The organism is Methanothermobacter wolfeii (assembly GCF_025397995.1).
Taxonomy (GTDB): Archaea; Methanobacteriota; Methanobacteria; order Methanobacteriales; family Methanothermobacteraceae; genus Methanothermobacter; species Methanothermobacter wolfei.
In genome coordinates, this window is sequence record NZ_CP104550.1 from 886,738 (window position 1) to 902,605 (window position 15,868).

Consider the following 15,868-nt stretch of genomic DNA (forward strand, 5'->3'; position numbering starts at 1 on the left):
AGATAAATGATGCAAGATATAGAATTCAAAGGTGGTAGATATGTGTACCGTTGGAGGTCCAATGGCCGATATAGACATCAAGAAGATGAAGACAAGGAAGTGTAAATGCCTTGACTGTGGAAACGAGTTTAAGGGTGTTGGAAGGCGGGTGATATGCCCGTCCTGCCAGTCAGACAACGTGGAATGTGAAGGATAAGGGTGAGGGCACTGGATTTCAGGATAAAGGAGGACGAAATCCTATTCATCGAGGCCGAGAACGGTACAGTGGGTGTTATACAGTCTGGAAGGCAGAGAACACTGTTTATGAACACCCCTGAAGATGAGATAGCCCTCTTCCTTGAACCCAATGACCTTATAGTTATATCCGCCTTCATGTCTGGTGAAGGGGCAAGGAGGGGTATCATGGCCCTTGCATACCTCCTCCTTGAAATGGAGAACCCCCTGGTGGTGCTCCCCGAGAACCATCCAGGTTCAGGGAGACTCAGGATGGTTGTATCCGCAGCCGACACCATAAACCTGGACTGCAGCATAACACCAGGGACCCACCCGGACCATCACCTCCTCTGCTCCTGCCCTGAACTTACAGGGGTGGAGATAACCGGGAGCGATGGCAACATACACCTGAAGAACCTCCCGGAAACCGTTAGGGTTCATTCCATGAGGCTCCGGTGGCCATGAAGAGCATGACATGGGACTCTGTCTTCACAGATGAAAATATTTAAGTTCAAGTTACAGAACCTATAAATGTGAAACATTATGATAACTGAATTCTATCAGATCTTCGGACAGCTCGTATTCCTTGCAGGAGTCTGCCTACTCCTGATGCTGGCAGCAAGCCTCTTCCTTGGAAGGCTGCTTTTGAAGGAGGACAGGCTCATATTCCCTAAACTCCTTCTTATCACAGTTGACATGTTCTACGGACCCTTCAAGAAGTTCTCAGAATCGCTGGGGCTTAACAGCAGAATCGTTGACCAGATAGGCGTTGAGGTGAGGAACAAGATAAACGAGAAGAGGTTCAAATCAATACCACCCGAGGACAAGGCCCTTATATTACCCCACTGCCTCAGAAACCCCCACTGTGAGGCCCGCCTTGAGAGGGTGGGGCTTGTCTGCACCGGCTGCAACCGCTGCATCATAGGGAAGCTCAAGGAGAGGGCTGAGGGGATAGGTTACAGGGTATTCATCATCCCCGGCTCCACCTTCATAAAGAATATCCTTGAGGAGCACCGCTTCAGGGCCGTCCTGGGTGTTGCCTGCTACCAGGACCTGAACCTTGCAATGATGAAGCTGTCAAAGTTCTCGCCCCAGGGGGTCCCCCTGCTGAGGGACGGATGCTTCAAAACAAAGGTTGACTTCAGGACCGTCCTCGAGAAGATGGGGGTTGAGGCCAAAGTCAAAAGACCAAGATCCTGCATGAGCAATCCATCCAGGGAAACCCCCACTGAATAAATTTCAGCACGGTGAAACCATGGACATACCAATCACAGACAACCATATACATGTTGATGCAATTAATGGTGAGGGCCCCCTGGAGGTGGCCAGGAAGTTCCAGAGGGCCGGCGGCAGGAGGATGATAATACCCAACAAGCCGTCATGGACCGTGAATGCCGGGACAGACTACAGGAAGACCATGGACACCGTACTGAAGTACGTTGACATCATAAACAGGGAGACTGAGGTTGATGCATACGCGGTCGTCGGCCTCCACCCTGCAGAGCTATCAAGGCTCCTTGAGGCCGGTAAGGAACTCAGGGAGGCTGAGGAGATGATAATGGAGGGCCTTGAGTATGCAAGGTCCCTTGTACTCGAGGGGAGGGCCGTTGCCATAGGTGAGGTTGGAAGGCCCCACTACCCTGTGGGTGAGGAGGAACTGGAGGCCCACAACAGGCTCATGCTCCTTGCCATGGAATTCGCAGCCGAAGCCTCCTGTCCGGTACAGCTCCACACCGAGAGCTCCGGGCCGGAGGAGTTCAGGGAGTTTGCAGAGATGGCTGACAGGGCAGGGATCAGGAGGTCCATGGTGATAAAGCACTTCTCAGGGCCCTGCACCAGGAGGGAGGAGAACCATGGACTAACCCCATCCCTGATAGCATCAAGGGATGTGGTGAAAAAGGGTATAGAGAAGGGTGGCTGCTTCCTCATGGAGACAGACTACCTGGATGACAGGGGAAGACCTGGAGCCGTCCTGGGACCAAAGACCGTGCCAAGGAGGACCCTTGAGTTCCTGGATAAGGGGATATTCAGTGAGGAGGATGCATACAGGATACACCAGGACACCGTTGAGGGTCTCTACGGGATCTGATAAAACAAGCTTAACTCCACCCCAAATAAAAGAATACCCTTTCTTGATCTGATAAAACAAGCTTAACTCCACCCCAAATAAAAGAATACCCTTTTTTTAATGGGATCCTCCCAGTATGAAGCTTACAATGCCTATCAGTATGCCTATAATAACGATCTCAAGGCTTGTTTTGTAGATGTTCTCCCTTGAAACACGTCCAAGGTATAGGCCAAGGCCCACCAGGGCTATCAGGCATAGTATGACCGTGACCATGGTTGCCGTGACCCGGTCAGGTATCAGAAGGAAGGGGAGTACGGGTACAAAGGCCCCCATGAAGCTTGAGAACCCATGGGTGAACATGCTCATGTAGACCCTCCTCCTTGCCTGCTGGTGGATTATGGTATCGTCCAGTTTACCCTCAGCCATCATCATCTTCCTTTCAAGTTCCCTCATGGTCCTTGTCTCCTCCGCCCTTTCCCCGATAAATGAACCGAAGGCGTTGGAGAGCGCCAGGGCTATGCCTCCGCTTAGACCCGTCAGGCCTATCAGGTAGTTGTCAACCGCAAATCCCCCTGCACCGGCAACTCCACTGGCTGTGAGGGTGACCCCCATAACTGCAAGGACACCATCAAGGGTTCCAAGCGCCACATAGCGGCTCATATTGATGTATTCCCTTATAAATTCACGCAGATCCATCATAACCTTCACCACGCATGACTTAAGAGCATATTTCCTTCAATTCACAGGGGACCCGTCATGACCTTCCCGGCTCCATCCTCAGACACCATAAATCCATCAGCAGATCCTATCCCCTTCCAAGGTCCCTGTGGGCACGTGCAAGGTGTCCCGCTGCAAGGGCGCCCATAAGTGAAAGCTCCCCTGCAAGCACGGCGCCGCCAACGATCTCTGCAAACTCATGGACCTTACCCGAACCCCTCACACCCATTATGTCAAGGCACTCGGAGGCTGTTTCAAGTCCGGTACCGCCCCCGACGGTTGCCAGGGGGACATCGGGGAGGGACACCGAAAAGTAGAGGTCCCCATCACGTTCCTCTGCAAGGGTAACGCCAAGGCTACCCTCAACTATATGGGCCTCGTCCTGCCCCGTGGCAAGGAATACTGCACCTATGATATTGGCGTAGTGGGCGTTGAACCCCATGTTCCCTGCAGCTGCAGACCCAACAAGGTTCTTTGCTGTGTTAACCTCAGCTATCGACTCCGGTGTTGCCTTCAGCACCCTCTCAACAGTTTCCCCGGGTACCGTGACCTCGGCAACAAGGCTCTTACCCCTACCCTCAACAAGGTTAAGGGCTGATGGTTTCTTATCAACACAGGCGTTTCCGCTGAGGGCTATGACATGGGCTCCGGTCTTCTCTGTGAGGAGTTCAAGGGCCTTCTCTGTGGCTATGGTGACCATGTTCATCCCCATACTGTCACCTGTACTGTATACAAAACGGGGGTAGACGTAGGATCCCACCACGATGATGGGGTCTATCTTGAGGAGTTTACCGTGTCGTGTAGTTGACTCCGCCTCCTCCCTGAGGGCTTCAATGTTATCCTGCATCCATTTCCTCAGTTCAAGGGCCTCTGCAACAGAACCAGTCTTTATAACCGGGGCCCGGGTCATGCAGTCCCCTGTTACCCTCACGGTGGCCCCGCCTGAAGCCGTGATGACGGAGCAGCCCCTGTTTACCGATGCAACCAGGGCGCCCTCAGATGTTGCCAGGGGTACGTAGTAGCTTCCATCAGCGTGCTCACCATTTATCTTAAGGGGCCCTGCAACCCCGAGGGGTATCTGGATTACGCCCACAGGGTTCTCTATGTTCCTTGCGGAGGCCCTCTCCATGTCTATACTGTAATTTGCTATGTGCCTTAAGCTGGCCCCCGAGACCCTTTCTATGAACTCCCTCCTTACCCTGACGGCCTCATCAGCCGGGAGGTGCCTCTCAAGTTCATGGAGTTTCATCCTTCCATTTAGAAGATCATCAATAAGTGACATGATAAACCAACCCTCCAATCAGCTAAAGTTTTTCATCAAGTAACATGAGAGCCCTAAAGGATCTCCCTGATATGTTCCACCACTGCTGAGGGCTGGTCAACCACCACAGCCCCTGCAGCCTCAAGGGCCTCCCTCTTGCTTCTGGCGGTTCCCTTTCCACCCTCGATTATTGCACCAGCATGGCCCATCCGTTTACCCGGCGGGGCTGTTGCGCCTGAGATGAAGGCAAGGACCGGTTTTGACATGTGCTCCCTTATGTAATCGGCGGCCCTTTCCTCTGCATCACCACCTATCTCGCCTATGAGGACCACTGCGTCTGTATCAGGGTCCTCCTCGAATTTTTCAAGGACGTCAATGAATCCAAGCCCGGTTACAGGGTCTCCGCCTATACCCACACATGTGCTCTGGCCGAAGCCCGCCTCGGTGAGCTGGGCGGCGAATTCATAGGTGAGGGTGCCGCTCCTTGAGACTATCCCTATCCTGCCCTCATCAAATATGTGGGTTGGCATGATGCCAAGCTTACCCACACCTGGTGTTATTATGCCCGGAGTGTTGGGACCTATAACAGTCTTACCCATCCTCCTTGCGTACTCCATTATCTGCATCGAGTCGTGGACCGGTATGTGCTCTGTGATGATAACAACAAGGTCAAGGTGCCTTATTGACTCAAAGGCCGCGTCCTTTGCAAAGGGTGCCGGTACGAATATTATGGACGCGTTGACATCCATCTCCTCGGTGACCTCCTCGACCGAGTTGTAGACGTTGAGGCCCAGGAATTCTTGACCACCCTTCCCGGGTGTTACGCCTGCAACGATTCTTGTACCGTATTCAAGCATCTGTTCAGTGTGAAATGATCCCTGTTTACCTGTTATGCCCTGAACCAGGCATCTGGTATCTTCATCAAGCAGTATCATGATAGATCCCCTCCAGAGTATATTGGATGGACATAATAATAATTATTTCTCTATATACACAGGTCCTGTGAGACCCTAAAACCGGGGCGCGCTGCGGATTGATTCCTGTTCTTTCATACCCTGAGTATCCTCGTCCTCTCCTCAAAGGGCACTGCAAGGTCTATGAGATTACCGTTAAGGAATGCTGTTGCAGATACTATCACGCTTCCGGGTATAACATAGGAGGGCGACCCCCTCTTCACCAGGTAGACGTTCTTGTGTCCAAGGGCTGCCCCGATCATTGCCCCTGCTGCGACACCAACGCTCTCAATGTCCTCTATGGTCGCAACAACCACAGGGTCATCTGTCTTATCTGAAACATAGCCCACACCGGGGATTTCCCTGACCCCTGGAGCTATCTCATCACTGACATCGGTAACACCCCCCATACCCCTCGCGGCTTCTATTGCTGAATTTGCAACGTCAGCAACAAAGTCCTCACCACCATAGGTATCGAAGGCGAGTATAACTGCATCGGGGTAGCGGTCCTGCCTTATCACCGCCTCGGCATATGATATGCCCTCCCCTGCACCATCGGGTTCATCTGATATGCCTTCAAGGTCCCCAAGACTCTCTGATGAATCCCTCAGTATCTCAACTATTGCCCTGTTGACGGTTTCAAGTTTATCATCGGGTACGAAGGCGCTTATTACCACATCATCCCCTGTTATGTTTGTCAGTGCTGCGCCCTCTGCACCTGCATCAAGGAGACCTGGTATGGAGGCCTCCAGTGACCTTATAAGTTCCATGCTGCAGCTCGTATCATTGTCAGATATGTCTGCGCCTATTGAAGTTATCTTCAAAGAAATCACCTTAACCTAATTTAGAGTGAAGAGATAAATAGGTTTCACATTCAAAGAAATCACCCTTCTTCAGTGAGAATGTGATGGCCCATGAGGGATATGTAAAATTTTATTACCGCAAAGGACATATATAGATTTGCAGAAAATCTTTATTTCTCAGATAACCATAAGGAAGGAGAACCATTTAAAATGAAAACCAGGATCTGCGTCCCAGTATCCGAAAGAACACCTGAACTTGCACTTGAATCAGCAGGCAGAGCCATTGATAAGGGGGCTGATCTCCTTGAAATAAGAATTGACACCCTCAGAGAACCTGACCCTGACTCTGTGAAGGAACTGATAGATGATATAGGGTTTCCGGTGATAGCAACCTGCAGGCCGCCATCAGAGGGCGGCCAGTACAGGGGTGGTGAGGATGAAAGGATAGTCCTCCTTGAGGCCGCTGCAGAGGCTGCTGATTATGTTGATGTCGAACTGAGAACGGACCAGGAGCACATCATGAGGGTTACAGGGAAGGCCGAGAGGAGTATAATTTCCTACCACAACTTCAATGAAACACCATCCCTTGATGCCCTGCTGAGGATTGTCAAAATGGAAAAGGAACTGGGGAACATGGCAAAGGTGGCTGTGATGCCAGAAAACAGGGCAGATACCCTGGTGGTTCTCCAGTTACTTGCAGTTGAGGATGAAACCATCGCCATATCCATGGGGGAGATGGGCAGCTACACCAGGGCCGTCTGCGCCCTCTTCGGCTCACCCATAACCTTCGCATCCCTTGATGCCTCAACAGCCCCCGGGCAGATGGACCTTGAAAGGACACGGACCCTTATCGAGAACCTGATACTGGAGGATGATTAGAATGAAGAAGCTGGCTGTTGCTCTTATCGCGGTTATCCTGATTGCAGCTGCAGGTATATTTTATTATGCTGAGAACGCCGATGCGGTCGATATCACCATAAAGACGGATGGGGTTAACATTACAGTTGAGGCCAGGACAATGATGTTCACAAGTGCCCCTACTGCAATGGAGCAGGAGATCGGTAATTACATGGCGGATGTGATCAACGACCCTGACAGTACCGTTGATTCGATAAAGGCTGATGTGAAGGAAATAGCTAAAGAGTACGGTTACAGGAAGATTGATGTGAGGATAGAATCCCAGTTCGGTGTCGACCAGCTGCCGATGCCCGCGGTTGTGAGCGGTGACTCAATGTACCCGACACTCAGGGATGGACAGGAACTCATAGTGCTTAAAACCGATGATTACAGGGTCGGTGACATTGTAATCGCAAAGCACCCCGAATATGGCCTCATAGTAAAGAGGGTGGGTAAGATTGAAGGATCAAGGGTCTACCTCATGAGTGATAACAAGAAGGTGGAGCGAATCTACACTCCAACCTCAGTGATTGTGAGGACACCCCTGAATACATGGGTGCCACGCTCAGCCATTGTTGGTGTTGTGAAGAAGTACTGAGAAGCTCCTTACCTATTTTTCTGATTTCATTTTTTTAAATATAAGTGTATGTGGATGGAATCTCCTTCTGAATCTGCTTAAAAATTAAAATGTTCCCCTGGTGAACTCCAGAAGCATGTCCAAGGATTGAAATGTTCCCTAAGTAAACTCAGAGAGCCTCCGTATCTTCTTAACAGATTAAGGTTCCCTAAGTAAACTCAGAGAGCCTCTGTATCCTTTTAAGCATGTTCGGGTGTGTTGATATGAGTTCAAGTATCCTTGCACCTGCACCGACCCTGACGCCTGTGTACTTCAGTCTCTGGAGTTCCCCTGGACTTATGGTCCCATCCATGTCCATGTCAAGCTGTCTGAGGTCGTTGATCTCGTTCCTGGCATCCGTGACGTCGTTGAGGAAGAAGGCCTTCACGCCTTCAATCTGCTTGAGGTCGTCCCTGTCAAACCTTGCAGATCCATAGACCAGCTTGTAGAGTGCACTTGCAAGTTTGTGGGGCTGACCCCCAATTTCAATGCTCCCCTGGTCCGCATAGTACTCCCTGGTCCTTGAGATGAAGAGGACTATGAGCTGGCCAAGGAAGTATGCCAGTAGCGCTGCAAGGCCAATCAGGCTTGCATCATCGTCCCTGCTGTAGAGTGTGCTCCAGAAGATGTAGTAGCATATGAGTGGAACCGCACTCACAAGGGTCATTACTATCATGTCACTGTGCTTTATGTGGGATATTTCATGTCCGAGGACTGCCCTGAGTTCCTCCTCATCAAGGAGGTTGAGTATACCCCTTGTTACACACACCCTTCCATCTGATTTGCTTCTTCCGAAGGCGAAGGCATTCGGCACGTCTATCTCAGCTATACCAACCCTTGGTTTTGGTATCCCTGCGTTCATTGCAAGTTCCGACACCATGGCATGGAGCCTCGGGGCCTCCGCCTCTGTAACGTAGTGTACGTTCATGGTGAGTTCCACTATCTTGGGGGATATGAGGTACTGGATGAATACTATTCCAAGGCCCAGGAGGGCGTAGAAGAGGGGGCCTCCAAAGCCCATGAAGGCTCCTATGGCAATCAGTATGGCGTAGATTATTCCAAATAGGAGTGCTGTGGCAAGGAACATTCTGAGTTTAAGTTTCCATGTGCTGAGTTTTCTCATTTTGGGGTTTTCCTCCGTTCAGCAAATATTAGTTACAAACTGTTATTTTATTCAAGGCTAATATAAATTTTTCGTGTTTTATTAACCTGGTTTATCAACGAGAAACACCATATAAATGTTTAACGAGAAACACCATATAAATGTTTGGGGGTGATGTGGTGAATAACCTGAGACTGGGTATAATCCTGATTGTATTTGCACTTGCTGGCTGCTCACATGCAGTTAAGATTGGTGAGGGAAACTATGGCTGCATGGAAAAGGAGCACTCTTGAAACAAGAGCTCCAATGAAACCATAGCAATCATAATAGACGTCCACCCGGGGAATACTGTGTGCATAACGCCCTAAAATACCAGTTAAGGAAGAGCAAACTGAAGAAGAGATACGTGTATCATGTACATGTTACACGAAACCCCCTGAGCTTCTCAGGAGGGCCTATGAGGGGTCAGCTCCCTGCAAGGGACTTCGTGGTACCTGATGTCAGGAATGAAAAAACCCATGCTTGTTGTTGACACTCAAGGGAGGCTGGAGACTTTGTCTCATACTATGGGAATGAAAAACCCATGCTTGTTGTTGACTGTCATGAAAACCGTTACATGGAAAGTGGATACGCGTATCCAAGGTTCATATACCCCATATCAAAGGGTACCGCCACCATGAACTATGGAAACCAGATTGTATCAAGGATGCCATTCCTCAGGATTTACACACCTCCACAATCCACAAGTCCGGCCTACGTCACCATACCCATCGCATCCATGGGATACAGTACCATCATATATGAGGCCTACGCCTACGACACCTCTGAAAGGAAGCTCTGCGAAGCTGCAATGTTAATAGAATCCCTTGACAGCCTTAAAAGGGTGAGTGTCAGTGAAACAAAGGTCATATCAAGTTACCCCACCACTGGTGCAATCACTCCACGAAGAACCATGATAAAGGTGAGATTCTCAGAGAGGATCAGCAGTGGCAAAAACTGGAACCGGATCGTACTTAAAAACCAGCGCGGTCGAAGGGTCTACATTAAAAAATGGGTGAAGGGTAACACGCTCTATATAAAACCATCCATGCTCAGTAAAAACACATCTTACACCCTCACAGTTCCTTTCGAGGCCGTGAAAGGCAGCTCCCCGATAAAAACCTGGAGCGTCAGTTTCAGGACAGGGAGAAAATAAAAACTTTTTTTATCAGTAAAGGGATTCTGTTCACATGCAGAATCCTATTCCTCAGAAAAGAAACAGAAAAAACACCTTCTTCCAAATAAAACAGATTCCACACCCCTACAGAACACCATTCCTCAGAAAAGAAACAGAAAAAATAAAAACCTTTCTTATAACTAAAAAAACCCAATCCCCTACAGAATACCATTCCTTTTAAGTATCCTCCGGGGGTTCCTTACCAGGGCATCCTCAACCTCAGATTCTGTTAACCCGGCCCCGAGGCCCACCTTCTCTGCCATGTCATAATCAAGCAGGTCCCCGGGTGCATGGGTGTCCGTGTCAATGACAACAGGCACACCAACCTCCCTTGCTGTGACCGCCACATGACCGTTACCAAGGCAGTGCCCCTTCCTTGCGCTTATCTCAAGGGTGACATCATTCTCAAGTGCAGCTTCAGCATCCTCCACACTTATAAGCCCTGGGTGGGCCAGTATATCAACCTCTGGACAGTTAACGGCTGCATGGTTGGTCCCGGGTATCACCGGCTCCACGAGGGTCTCCCCGTGGACAACTATAACCTCAGCCCCCAGCCTCCTTGCCCTCACAGCAAGTTTATCAATTATCTCAACAGGGGCATGGGTTATCTCAGCCCCAGGGACCACATTGATGTCCCAGTTATCACTTATATCGGACACGGCATCTATAAGCCCCTCGATGGTGCCTATGTTTGATGCATCCACATGGTCCGTTACCGCGATTGCCTCATGTCCAAGTACACACGCCCTCCTTGCCAGTTCAGATGGCAGGAGCTCGCCATCACTCAGAAGGCTGTGGGTGTGGAGATCTATCCTCTTCCTAATTTTAATGCCCCTCCTAACAATTATATTACCTTATGAATATATCACCTAACAGTTAGATTCTGTTCATGGAAGTATTTAAATGAAGGCGGCTGTCTTTGTACCATCACACATAACAGGCTTCTTTGAAATCATAAGGAAGGATGACCCCCTCAGGACAGGGTCCCGGGGGGCCGGCGTTGTCCTTGACAGGGGTGTCATGACCCGGGTCAGGGCGTTAAGGTCTGAGGATAAAACCAGGGTCGTGATAAACGGAAGAACCGTTAAGGATGACCCCGTCACCCGCAGGGCGGTTGAACTGCTAAGGGAGCATACCGGTTTCAGGGGCGGTATCAAGGTCTGCCATAAAATCCAGGTCCCTGTGGGGTGCGGTTTCGGGACATCGGCTGCCTGTGCACTTGGAACCATCCTTGCAGCTGTAAGGGAACTTGAACTGCCGGTAACCGTGAACACTGCAGGTGCAATCGCCCACAGGGTGGAGGTGGAGCTTGGAACAGGCCTCGGAGACCTTATAGCTGAACTCACAGGGGGCATCGTTATAAGGACAAGGGAGGGACCCCCAGGCTATGGTGTGACGGACCGTATAGTTGACCAGGGCCTCCATGTCATATCCCTGACCCTTGGCGAGCTTGACACATCATCCATAATCACCGATGCCGGCCACGTGGAGCGCATAAACAGGACGGCCTCGGGGATGATGAAGAAACTCCTGAAGGAACCCTCCCCTGAACTTTTCATGAGGCTCTCACGTGAATTCGCAGAGAGAACAGGACTTATAAACCCTGAACTCAGGGAGATGGCTGATTCAATGGCTGAGGATACAGTCGGGGCCTCAATGGCCATGCTCGGCAACACGGTGTTCGCACTCTCAGAGAACCCTGACACTGAAATTGAAGGTGCGACGGTATCAGGGATCGACTTTTCAGGTGCAAGGTTCATAGACTGAATCTGGAGGCCATTACTGATTATAATGAACATATATGTGGATTTAAGGGGAAACCACTTTAAATTAGAAGGTTATAAAAAGTTATGGGGTGTGATCACCCATGAAAGGGAAACTATATGGGTGGTCAGCGCCATAGTATCGGTAGGAAGGACCATGAAAGTAGTGGCAAGGAAAAAGGAACCAGTCCAGTGACCGGACCCTATCACAGAAGGAAAGAAGTGATCCGATGATCAGGATAACCTATGACATCAATGTTTACAGGAAGGTCCTCAGGGAGATCCTTGAACCCCACCACACAGTGGTGGAACTGGGATGCCATGTGGGGAACTCCACCCGCATCATCTCAGACCTTGTACCCGAGGGAAGGGTCATAGCCATAGATAACAGTCCCGAAGCCATCAGCATAATGGAGGACCTCAGCAGGAAGACAGGGAACGTTGAATTCATATCAGGGGATGTTAGACTTCATGAAACCCTTGAAAGGGTCTGTGAAATGATTGAATCCTGTGATGTCCTCAGCGTGGACCTTGGCGGTGGTTATCACCCTGATACAACCTTCAAGGTCTACTTCATATGGTCATCCACACTTAAACCAGGGACCTCGATAATAAGGAACCGGGGACTCCTGGACTTTGTATGCTCATCCATGACTGAAGAGTCAATCACCTCAAGGTATGGATGGCTTGAGTCAAGCGGGGATGCCGGCATCCCCCCTCGGCTCAGGGAATTCAAACTCTGGTCCAGCAGGATCTACAAGGAGGGTGCTGATGATAGGTAAAAGGATTAGAATTGAGAGGATAATAAACCGGAAAACCGGCAGGACCGTTATAGTGCCCCTTGACCACGGTGTATCCATCGGACCCGTCCGTGGAATAATAGACATGGCAGGCACCATAGATGACGTGGCAAGTGGCGGTGCCAACGCCGTCCTCATGCACAAGGGGATGGTTAAAAGCGGCCACAGGGGATACGGGAGGGATATTGGACTTATAATACATCTCTCTGCAAGCACGGGCCTTGGCCCTGACCCGAACCATAAGGTGCTCGTCACCTCGGTGGAGAAGGCCCTTAAACTCGGTGCTGACGCCGTCTCTGTCCATGTGAATGTTGGCTCTGAGAGGGAGCCTGAGATGCTCATAAAGCTGGGTACCGTTGCCGAGATCTGTGACGACTGGGGAATGCCCCTCATAGCCATGATGTACCCCAGGGGTGAGAAGATAAAGGATGAACACGACCCTGAAGTTGTTAAACTGGCAGCGCGTGCAGGCGCTGAGCTCGGAGCAGACATAATAAAGACAAACTACACAGGTGACCCTGAAACCTTCAGGGAGGTTGTGAAGGGATGCCCCGTCCCGGTGGTCATTGCAGGGGGCCCTAAGATTGAAACCGAGGAGGAACTCCTCCAGATGGTTAAAAACTCCGTTGACGCTGGAGGAGCCGGTGTAGCAATAGGAAGGAACATCTTCCAGGCAGATTCGCCTGAAAAAATGACAAGGGCCATTGCAGGGATAGTCCATGAGGGGATTGAGGTTGAAGAGGCCGTTAAGATACTCAGGGGTGGCGATTGAGGATGAAATTCGCCTGGTTAATGGCACCCGACACCTACTGGGATGAGAAGAAGACCTTCATAACAGCCGCCCTTGAATCAGGGATAGACCACATCGTTGATGTTTCAGATGCAGAGAAGATAAGGAAACTTGGAAACCTCACCATCATATCACCCGATGAGGATGCCGACATAGTCCTTGTAGGGATTAACGGTGAGGGTGACGGGACCCTTGAACTCCCGGAATCCCTTGAATACTCAAGGGACGCTGAAATAGCATTCGAACTCAAGGGTGAGGGTAAGAGGGTTGCCGCCTATGTTGAGATAAGGAGCAAGGCCCATGAGGAACTTGCAAGGCGACTTGGGCGCACGGTGGACTACCTGATACTGGTGGGTGAGGACTGGAAGATCATCCCCCTTGAGAACATAATCGCGGACCTTCAGGGCGAGGATGTTAAACTCGTGGCGGCCGTGGCTGATGAAGAGGAGGCCAGGGTGGCCCTTGAAACCCTTGAACACGGCACAGACGGTGTCCTTATAGAACCTGCAGAAATATCACAGATAAAGGCCATAGCAGAACTCCTTGAGGAGATTGAAAGCGAAAAGTACAGCCTCAAACCGGCGACAGTTACCCGTGTGGAGCCTGTTGGTTCAGGTGACAGGGTCTGTGTGGACACATGTTCAATGATGGTCCCCGGCGAGGGCATGCTGGTTGGAAGCTACTCCGGTGGACTCTTCCTTGTCCACAGCGAGTCCCTTGAAAGCGAATACGTGGCATCAAGGCCCTTCCGTGTCAACGCAGGACCGGTCCAGGCCTACGTCATGACCCCCGGAGGGAAGACAAAGTACCTTTCAGAGCTTGAAACCGGCGATGAGGTCCTGGTGGTTGACTCCAAGGGCAGGTCACGGGTCGCTGTGGTTGGAAGGGTTAAAATAGAGAAGAGGCCCCTGATACTCGTTGAAGCAGAGTACGAGGATAGACGTGTGAGGACGCTCCTCCAGAACGCTGAAACCATAAGACTCGTGAATGACAAGGGGGAAGCTGTCTCTGTCAGCGAAATATCTGAGGGAGACAGGGTCCTTGTTTACTTTGAGGACTCAGCAAGGCACTTCGGCATGGCCATCACCGAGACCATAATTGAGAAGTGAACCACCTTGCAGCGTAAGGACCATCAAACATGAATAATGGCTTGAGGTGATGGTGCCTAACATGTACAGCGTAAGGATCATCACACCCGTGGAGAAGGACAGGCTACTTGCTGAAATAGACACACGGCTCATTGAGAGGAAGGCAAACCTGCATGGTGCCTGTGTCAAGCTCCTTACAGATGACCCATCCTTCAAGGAGGAATGGGAGGATAACTTCAGGTTCATGAGCGATGATATCAGGCCCCATGCAAAGGTATTCGCTGTCTCGGATGGTGGGGAACTATCCGTGTCCTATGAACCGGTCTCAAAGACGGTTATAATCAAGAACATGGACTACTATGGATGGGTTAAGAGCATAGCCCTTGCAGCCGTTGCTGACTTCTTCGAGGAGTACCATTCAGAGCACCTCCGCTACTCTGTCCATGGCTCAGTCATCGATGTAGAGGGTCATGGTCTCGCCATCATAGGACCTCCCGGTACCGGAAAGACAACCCTTACCTACGGGATGCTCCTTGATGATGCCTGCAGTTACATATCAGATGACTGGTTCTTCACAAGACTCTTTGAGAACGGCGCCCTTGCCTATGCCTCAGAGAAGAACTCCTACATACGTGATGATATAGGCAGTGTCTGGGAGGAGTACTCTGAGATCATAGAGGATGTGAGTCTTGACAGGAAGGGCCGGGGAATCGTGGATATCAGCAGACTCTTCGGTGACAGTATAAGGGAATCAACCACCCTCAGAAGGGTTGTACTCCTTGACAGGACCCCTGGAGAGCCGCCCTTCAGGAGGCTGAACCCTGAGGCCGGGCTGAGGTACATGCTTGAGAAGGACTTCTGCAACCCACACCAGCTTGTAAGGGACCCTAGGAAGATGGAACTGAGGAAGATGTTCTTCAGGGAGCTCTTCGGCAGGGTGGAACTTTACATGCTGAACACCATTGAAACACCCCACAAGAGCCTTGAAAGACTTAAAAACCTGGAGGAGTGAGCAGTGAAGGTAAGGGCTTTCCTTGCAGTCGATGTTGATGAGAAACTGAAGGACAGGATAATTGAGGTCCAGGAGAAACTGAAGGGTGCCGATGCCCAGATCAAATTCGTTGAACCCGAAAACCTCCACTTCACCCTGAAATTCTTCGGGGACACCGGTGAGAACAGACTTAAAAGGATAGGGAGAATCGTGGATGAAACCATAAGTGAATATGAGCCATTCAGAATCCATATAAAGGGTGCCGGGGTTTTCCCGAACCCCAGGTACATACGTGTGGTCTGGCTCGGTGTTGAAGACCCTGAAACATTCTCCAAACTTCAGGAACACCTTGACACTGGTTTCAGGGGGATTGGCTTCAGACCCGAAAGGGACTACGTACCCCACCTCACCATTGGAAGGGTTAAGGGTCCCAGGAACAGGGAAAAGCTTGCGGATATAATCTCAGACCTTGAGGAAGTGGATATCGGGTCCATGGAGGTCAGGGAGATAGCACTCAAGAAGAGTGAACTCACACCTGCAGGACCCCTCTACTCGGATATCCGGGTCTTCAGGCTTTAAACTTCTTCTAA

General features: G+C 50.6%; 20 protein-coding genes. 14 read left to right on the forward strand and 6 right to left on the reverse strand.

Annotated features, from left to right (window positions below; translation table 11 throughout):
• Positions 1-40 precede the first annotated feature (40 nt).
• The 4 genes from N5910_RS04740 (at position 41) to N5910_RS04755 (ending at position 2,302) form a co-directional block, all read left to right on the forward strand.
• The gene (locus N5910_RS04740; RefSeq protein ID WP_145924529.1) at positions 41-196 is read left to right on the forward strand and encodes a hydrogenase maturation nickel metallochaperone HypA; all 156 of its coding nucleotides are present in this window, start codon (positions 41-43) and stop codon (positions 194-196) included.
• Between the two features lie 2 nt (positions 197-198).
• Positions 199-678, forward strand: a complete 480-nt coding sequence (locus tag N5910_RS04745; protein ID WP_191215970.1) for a hypothetical protein — start codon at positions 199-201, stop codon at positions 676-678.
• 78 nt (positions 679-756) lie between these two features.
• A complete protein-coding gene (locus N5910_RS04750; protein ID WP_261599348.1) occupies positions 757-1,449 on the forward strand; it encodes a DUF116 domain-containing protein in 693 nt (230 codons plus the stop codon).
• A gap of 19 nt (positions 1,450-1,468) precedes the next feature.
• A complete protein-coding gene (locus tag N5910_RS04755; RefSeq protein ID WP_191215972.1) occupies positions 1,469-2,302 on the forward strand; it encodes a TatD family hydrolase in 834 nt (277 codons plus the stop codon).
• Positions 2,303-2,398: 96 nt separating this feature from the next.
• Here N5910_RS04755 and N5910_RS04760 read toward each other — a convergent pair whose 3' ends face one another.
• From N5910_RS04760 to N5910_RS04775, 4 genes are all read right to left on the reverse strand, one after another.
• Complete coding sequence (locus N5910_RS04760; RefSeq protein ID WP_074359753.1) at positions 2,399-2,977, reverse strand: TIGR00267 family protein; 579 nt, start codon at positions 2,975-2,977, stop codon at positions 2,399-2,401.
• Between the two features lie 109 nt (positions 2,978-3,086).
• Complete coding sequence (gene hmgA / locus N5910_RS04765) at positions 3,087-4,280, reverse strand: hydroxymethylglutaryl-CoA reductase (NADPH) (RefSeq protein ID WP_074358957.1); 1,194 nt, start codon at positions 4,278-4,280, stop codon at positions 3,087-3,089.
• 53 nt (positions 4,281-4,333) lie between these two features.
• On the reverse strand, positions 4,334-5,194 hold the full coding sequence (sucD, locus tag N5910_RS04770) for a succinate--CoA ligase subunit alpha (protein WP_074358958.1): 861 nt from the start codon (positions 5,192-5,194) through the stop codon (positions 4,334-4,336).
• Positions 5,195-5,307: 113 nt separating this feature from the next.
• Complete coding sequence (locus N5910_RS04775) at positions 5,308-6,036, reverse strand: hypothetical protein (RefSeq protein WP_074358959.1); 729 nt, start codon at positions 6,034-6,036, stop codon at positions 5,308-5,310.
• A 189-nt stretch (positions 6,037-6,225) separates the two neighbouring features.
• Between N5910_RS04775 and aroD the strand changes: the two genes are divergently transcribed.
• On the forward strand, positions 6,226-6,894 hold the full coding sequence (gene aroD / locus N5910_RS04780) for a type I 3-dehydroquinate dehydratase (protein ID WP_261599349.1): 669 nt from the start codon (positions 6,226-6,228) through the stop codon (positions 6,892-6,894).
• Between the two features lies 1 nt (position 6,895).
• Positions 6,896-7,510: a S24/S26 family peptidase gene (locus N5910_RS04785; protein ID WP_074358961.1), complete on the forward strand. Its 615-nt coding sequence runs from the start codon at positions 6,896-6,898 to the stop codon at positions 7,508-7,510.
• A gap of 187 nt (positions 7,511-7,697) precedes the next feature.
• Here N5910_RS04785 and N5910_RS04790 read toward each other — a convergent pair whose 3' ends face one another.
• Positions 7,698-8,651, reverse strand: a complete 954-nt coding sequence (locus tag N5910_RS04790; protein ID WP_074358962.1) for a zinc metalloprotease HtpX — start codon at positions 8,649-8,651, stop codon at positions 7,698-7,700.
• A gap of 331 nt (positions 8,652-8,982) precedes the next feature.
• Here N5910_RS04790 and N5910_RS04795 point away from each other — a divergent pair, with 331 nt between their 5' ends.
• Positions 8,983-9,162 (forward strand): hypothetical protein, encoded by a 180-nt coding sequence (locus N5910_RS04795; protein WP_238337824.1) that lies wholly within the window; start codon positions 8,983-8,985, stop codon positions 9,160-9,162.
• A 51-nt stretch (positions 9,163-9,213) separates the two neighbouring features.
• Complete coding sequence (locus tag N5910_RS04800) at positions 9,214-9,825, forward strand: Ig-like domain-containing protein (protein ID WP_238337825.1); 612 nt, start codon at positions 9,214-9,216, stop codon at positions 9,823-9,825.
• A gap of 179 nt (positions 9,826-10,004) precedes the next feature.
• Here N5910_RS04800 and N5910_RS04805 read toward each other — a convergent pair whose 3' ends face one another.
• Positions 10,005-10,670, reverse strand: a complete 666-nt coding sequence (locus N5910_RS04805; protein ID WP_074358963.1) for a histidinol phosphate phosphatase domain-containing protein — start codon at positions 10,668-10,670, stop codon at positions 10,005-10,007.
• A 79-nt stretch (positions 10,671-10,749) separates the two neighbouring features.
• Here N5910_RS04805 and N5910_RS04810 point away from each other — a divergent pair, with 79 nt between their 5' ends.
• From N5910_RS04810 to thpR, 6 genes are all read left to right on the forward strand, one after another.
• Positions 10,750-11,613: a pantoate kinase gene (locus tag N5910_RS04810; RefSeq protein ID WP_074358964.1), complete on the forward strand. Its 864-nt coding sequence runs from the start codon at positions 10,750-10,752 to the stop codon at positions 11,611-11,613.
• Positions 11,614-11,839: 226 nt separating this feature from the next.
• Positions 11,840-12,391, forward strand: coding sequence for a class I SAM-dependent methyltransferase (locus tag N5910_RS04815; protein WP_074358965.1), 552 nt, complete (start codon positions 11,840-11,842; stop codon positions 12,389-12,391).
• Positions 12,381-13,181 (forward strand): 2-amino-3,7-dideoxy-D-threo-hept-6-ulosonate synthase, encoded by an 801-nt coding sequence (locus N5910_RS04820; RefSeq protein ID WP_074358966.1) that lies wholly within the window; start codon positions 12,381-12,383, stop codon positions 13,179-13,181. The genes N5910_RS04815 and N5910_RS04820 overlap by 11 nt, the downstream gene beginning before the upstream one ends.
• A gap of 2 nt (positions 13,182-13,183) precedes the next feature.
• Positions 13,184-14,308 (forward strand): 3-dehydroquinate synthase II, encoded by a 1,125-nt coding sequence (locus N5910_RS04825; protein WP_191216587.1) that lies wholly within the window; start codon positions 13,184-13,186, stop codon positions 14,306-14,308.
• A gap of 61 nt (positions 14,309-14,369) precedes the next feature.
• The gene (locus tag N5910_RS04830) at positions 14,370-15,299 is read left to right on the forward strand and encodes an HPr kinase/phosphorylase (RefSeq protein WP_261599350.1); all 930 of its coding nucleotides are present in this window, start codon (positions 14,370-14,372) and stop codon (positions 15,297-15,299) included.
• A gap of 3 nt (positions 15,300-15,302) precedes the next feature.
• Positions 15,303-15,857 carry an RNA 2',3'-cyclic phosphodiesterase gene (thpR, locus tag N5910_RS04835; protein ID WP_074358967.1) on the forward strand — a complete coding sequence of 185 codons (555 nt, stop codon included), beginning with the start codon at positions 15,303-15,305 and terminating at the stop codon, positions 15,855-15,857.
• Positions 15,858-15,868 lie beyond the last annotated feature (11 nt).

What these genes read in the sequence shown, in the direction of transcription:
- N5910_RS04740 (WP_145924529.1), top strand. Translation starts at nt 41, where the DNA reads ATGTGTACCGTTGGAGGTCCAATGGCCGATATAGACATCAAGAAGATG.
- N5910_RS04750 (WP_261599348.1), top strand. Translation starts at nt 757, where the DNA reads ATGATAACTGAATTCTATCAGATCTTCGGACAGCTCGTATTCCTTGCA.
- N5910_RS04755 (WP_191215972.1), top strand. Translation starts at nt 1,469, where the DNA reads ATGGACATACCAATCACAGACAACCATATACATGTTGATGCAATTAAT.
- N5910_RS04760 (WP_074359753.1), bottom strand. Translation starts at nt 2,977, where the DNA reads ATGGATCTGCGTGAATTTATAAGGGAATACATCAATATGAGCCGCTAT.
- hmgA (WP_074358957.1), bottom strand. Translation starts at nt 4,280, where the DNA reads ATGTCACTTATTGATGATCTTCTAAATGGAAGGATGAAACTCCATGAA.
- sucD (WP_074358958.1), bottom strand. Translation starts at nt 5,194, where the DNA reads ATGATACTGCTTGATGAAGATACCAGATGCCTGGTTCAGGGCATAACA.
- aroD (WP_261599349.1), top strand. Translation starts at nt 6,226, where the DNA reads ATGAAAACCAGGATCTGCGTCCCAGTATCCGAAAGAACACCTGAACTT.
- N5910_RS04785 (WP_074358961.1), top strand. Translation starts at nt 6,896, where the DNA reads ATGAAGAAGCTGGCTGTTGCTCTTATCGCGGTTATCCTGATTGCAGCT.
- N5910_RS04790 (WP_074358962.1), bottom strand. Translation starts at nt 8,651, where the DNA reads ATGAGAAAACTCAGCACATGGAAACTTAAACTCAGAATGTTCCTTGCC.
- N5910_RS04800 (WP_238337825.1), top strand. Translation starts at nt 9,214, where the DNA reads ATGCTTGTTGTTGACTGTCATGAAAACCGTTACATGGAAAGTGGATAC.
- N5910_RS04810 (WP_074358964.1), top strand. Translation starts at nt 10,750, where the DNA reads ATGAAGGCGGCTGTCTTTGTACCATCACACATAACAGGCTTCTTTGAA.
- N5910_RS04815 (WP_074358965.1), top strand. Translation starts at nt 11,840, where the DNA reads ATGATCAGGATAACCTATGACATCAATGTTTACAGGAAGGTCCTCAGG.
- N5910_RS04820 (WP_074358966.1), top strand. Translation starts at nt 12,381, where the DNA reads ATGATAGGTAAAAGGATTAGAATTGAGAGGATAATAAACCGGAAAACC.
- N5910_RS04825 (WP_191216587.1), top strand. Translation starts at nt 13,184, where the DNA reads ATGAAATTCGCCTGGTTAATGGCACCCGACACCTACTGGGATGAGAAG.
- N5910_RS04830 (WP_261599350.1), top strand. Translation starts at nt 14,370, where the DNA reads ATGTACAGCGTAAGGATCATCACACCCGTGGAGAAGGACAGGCTACTT.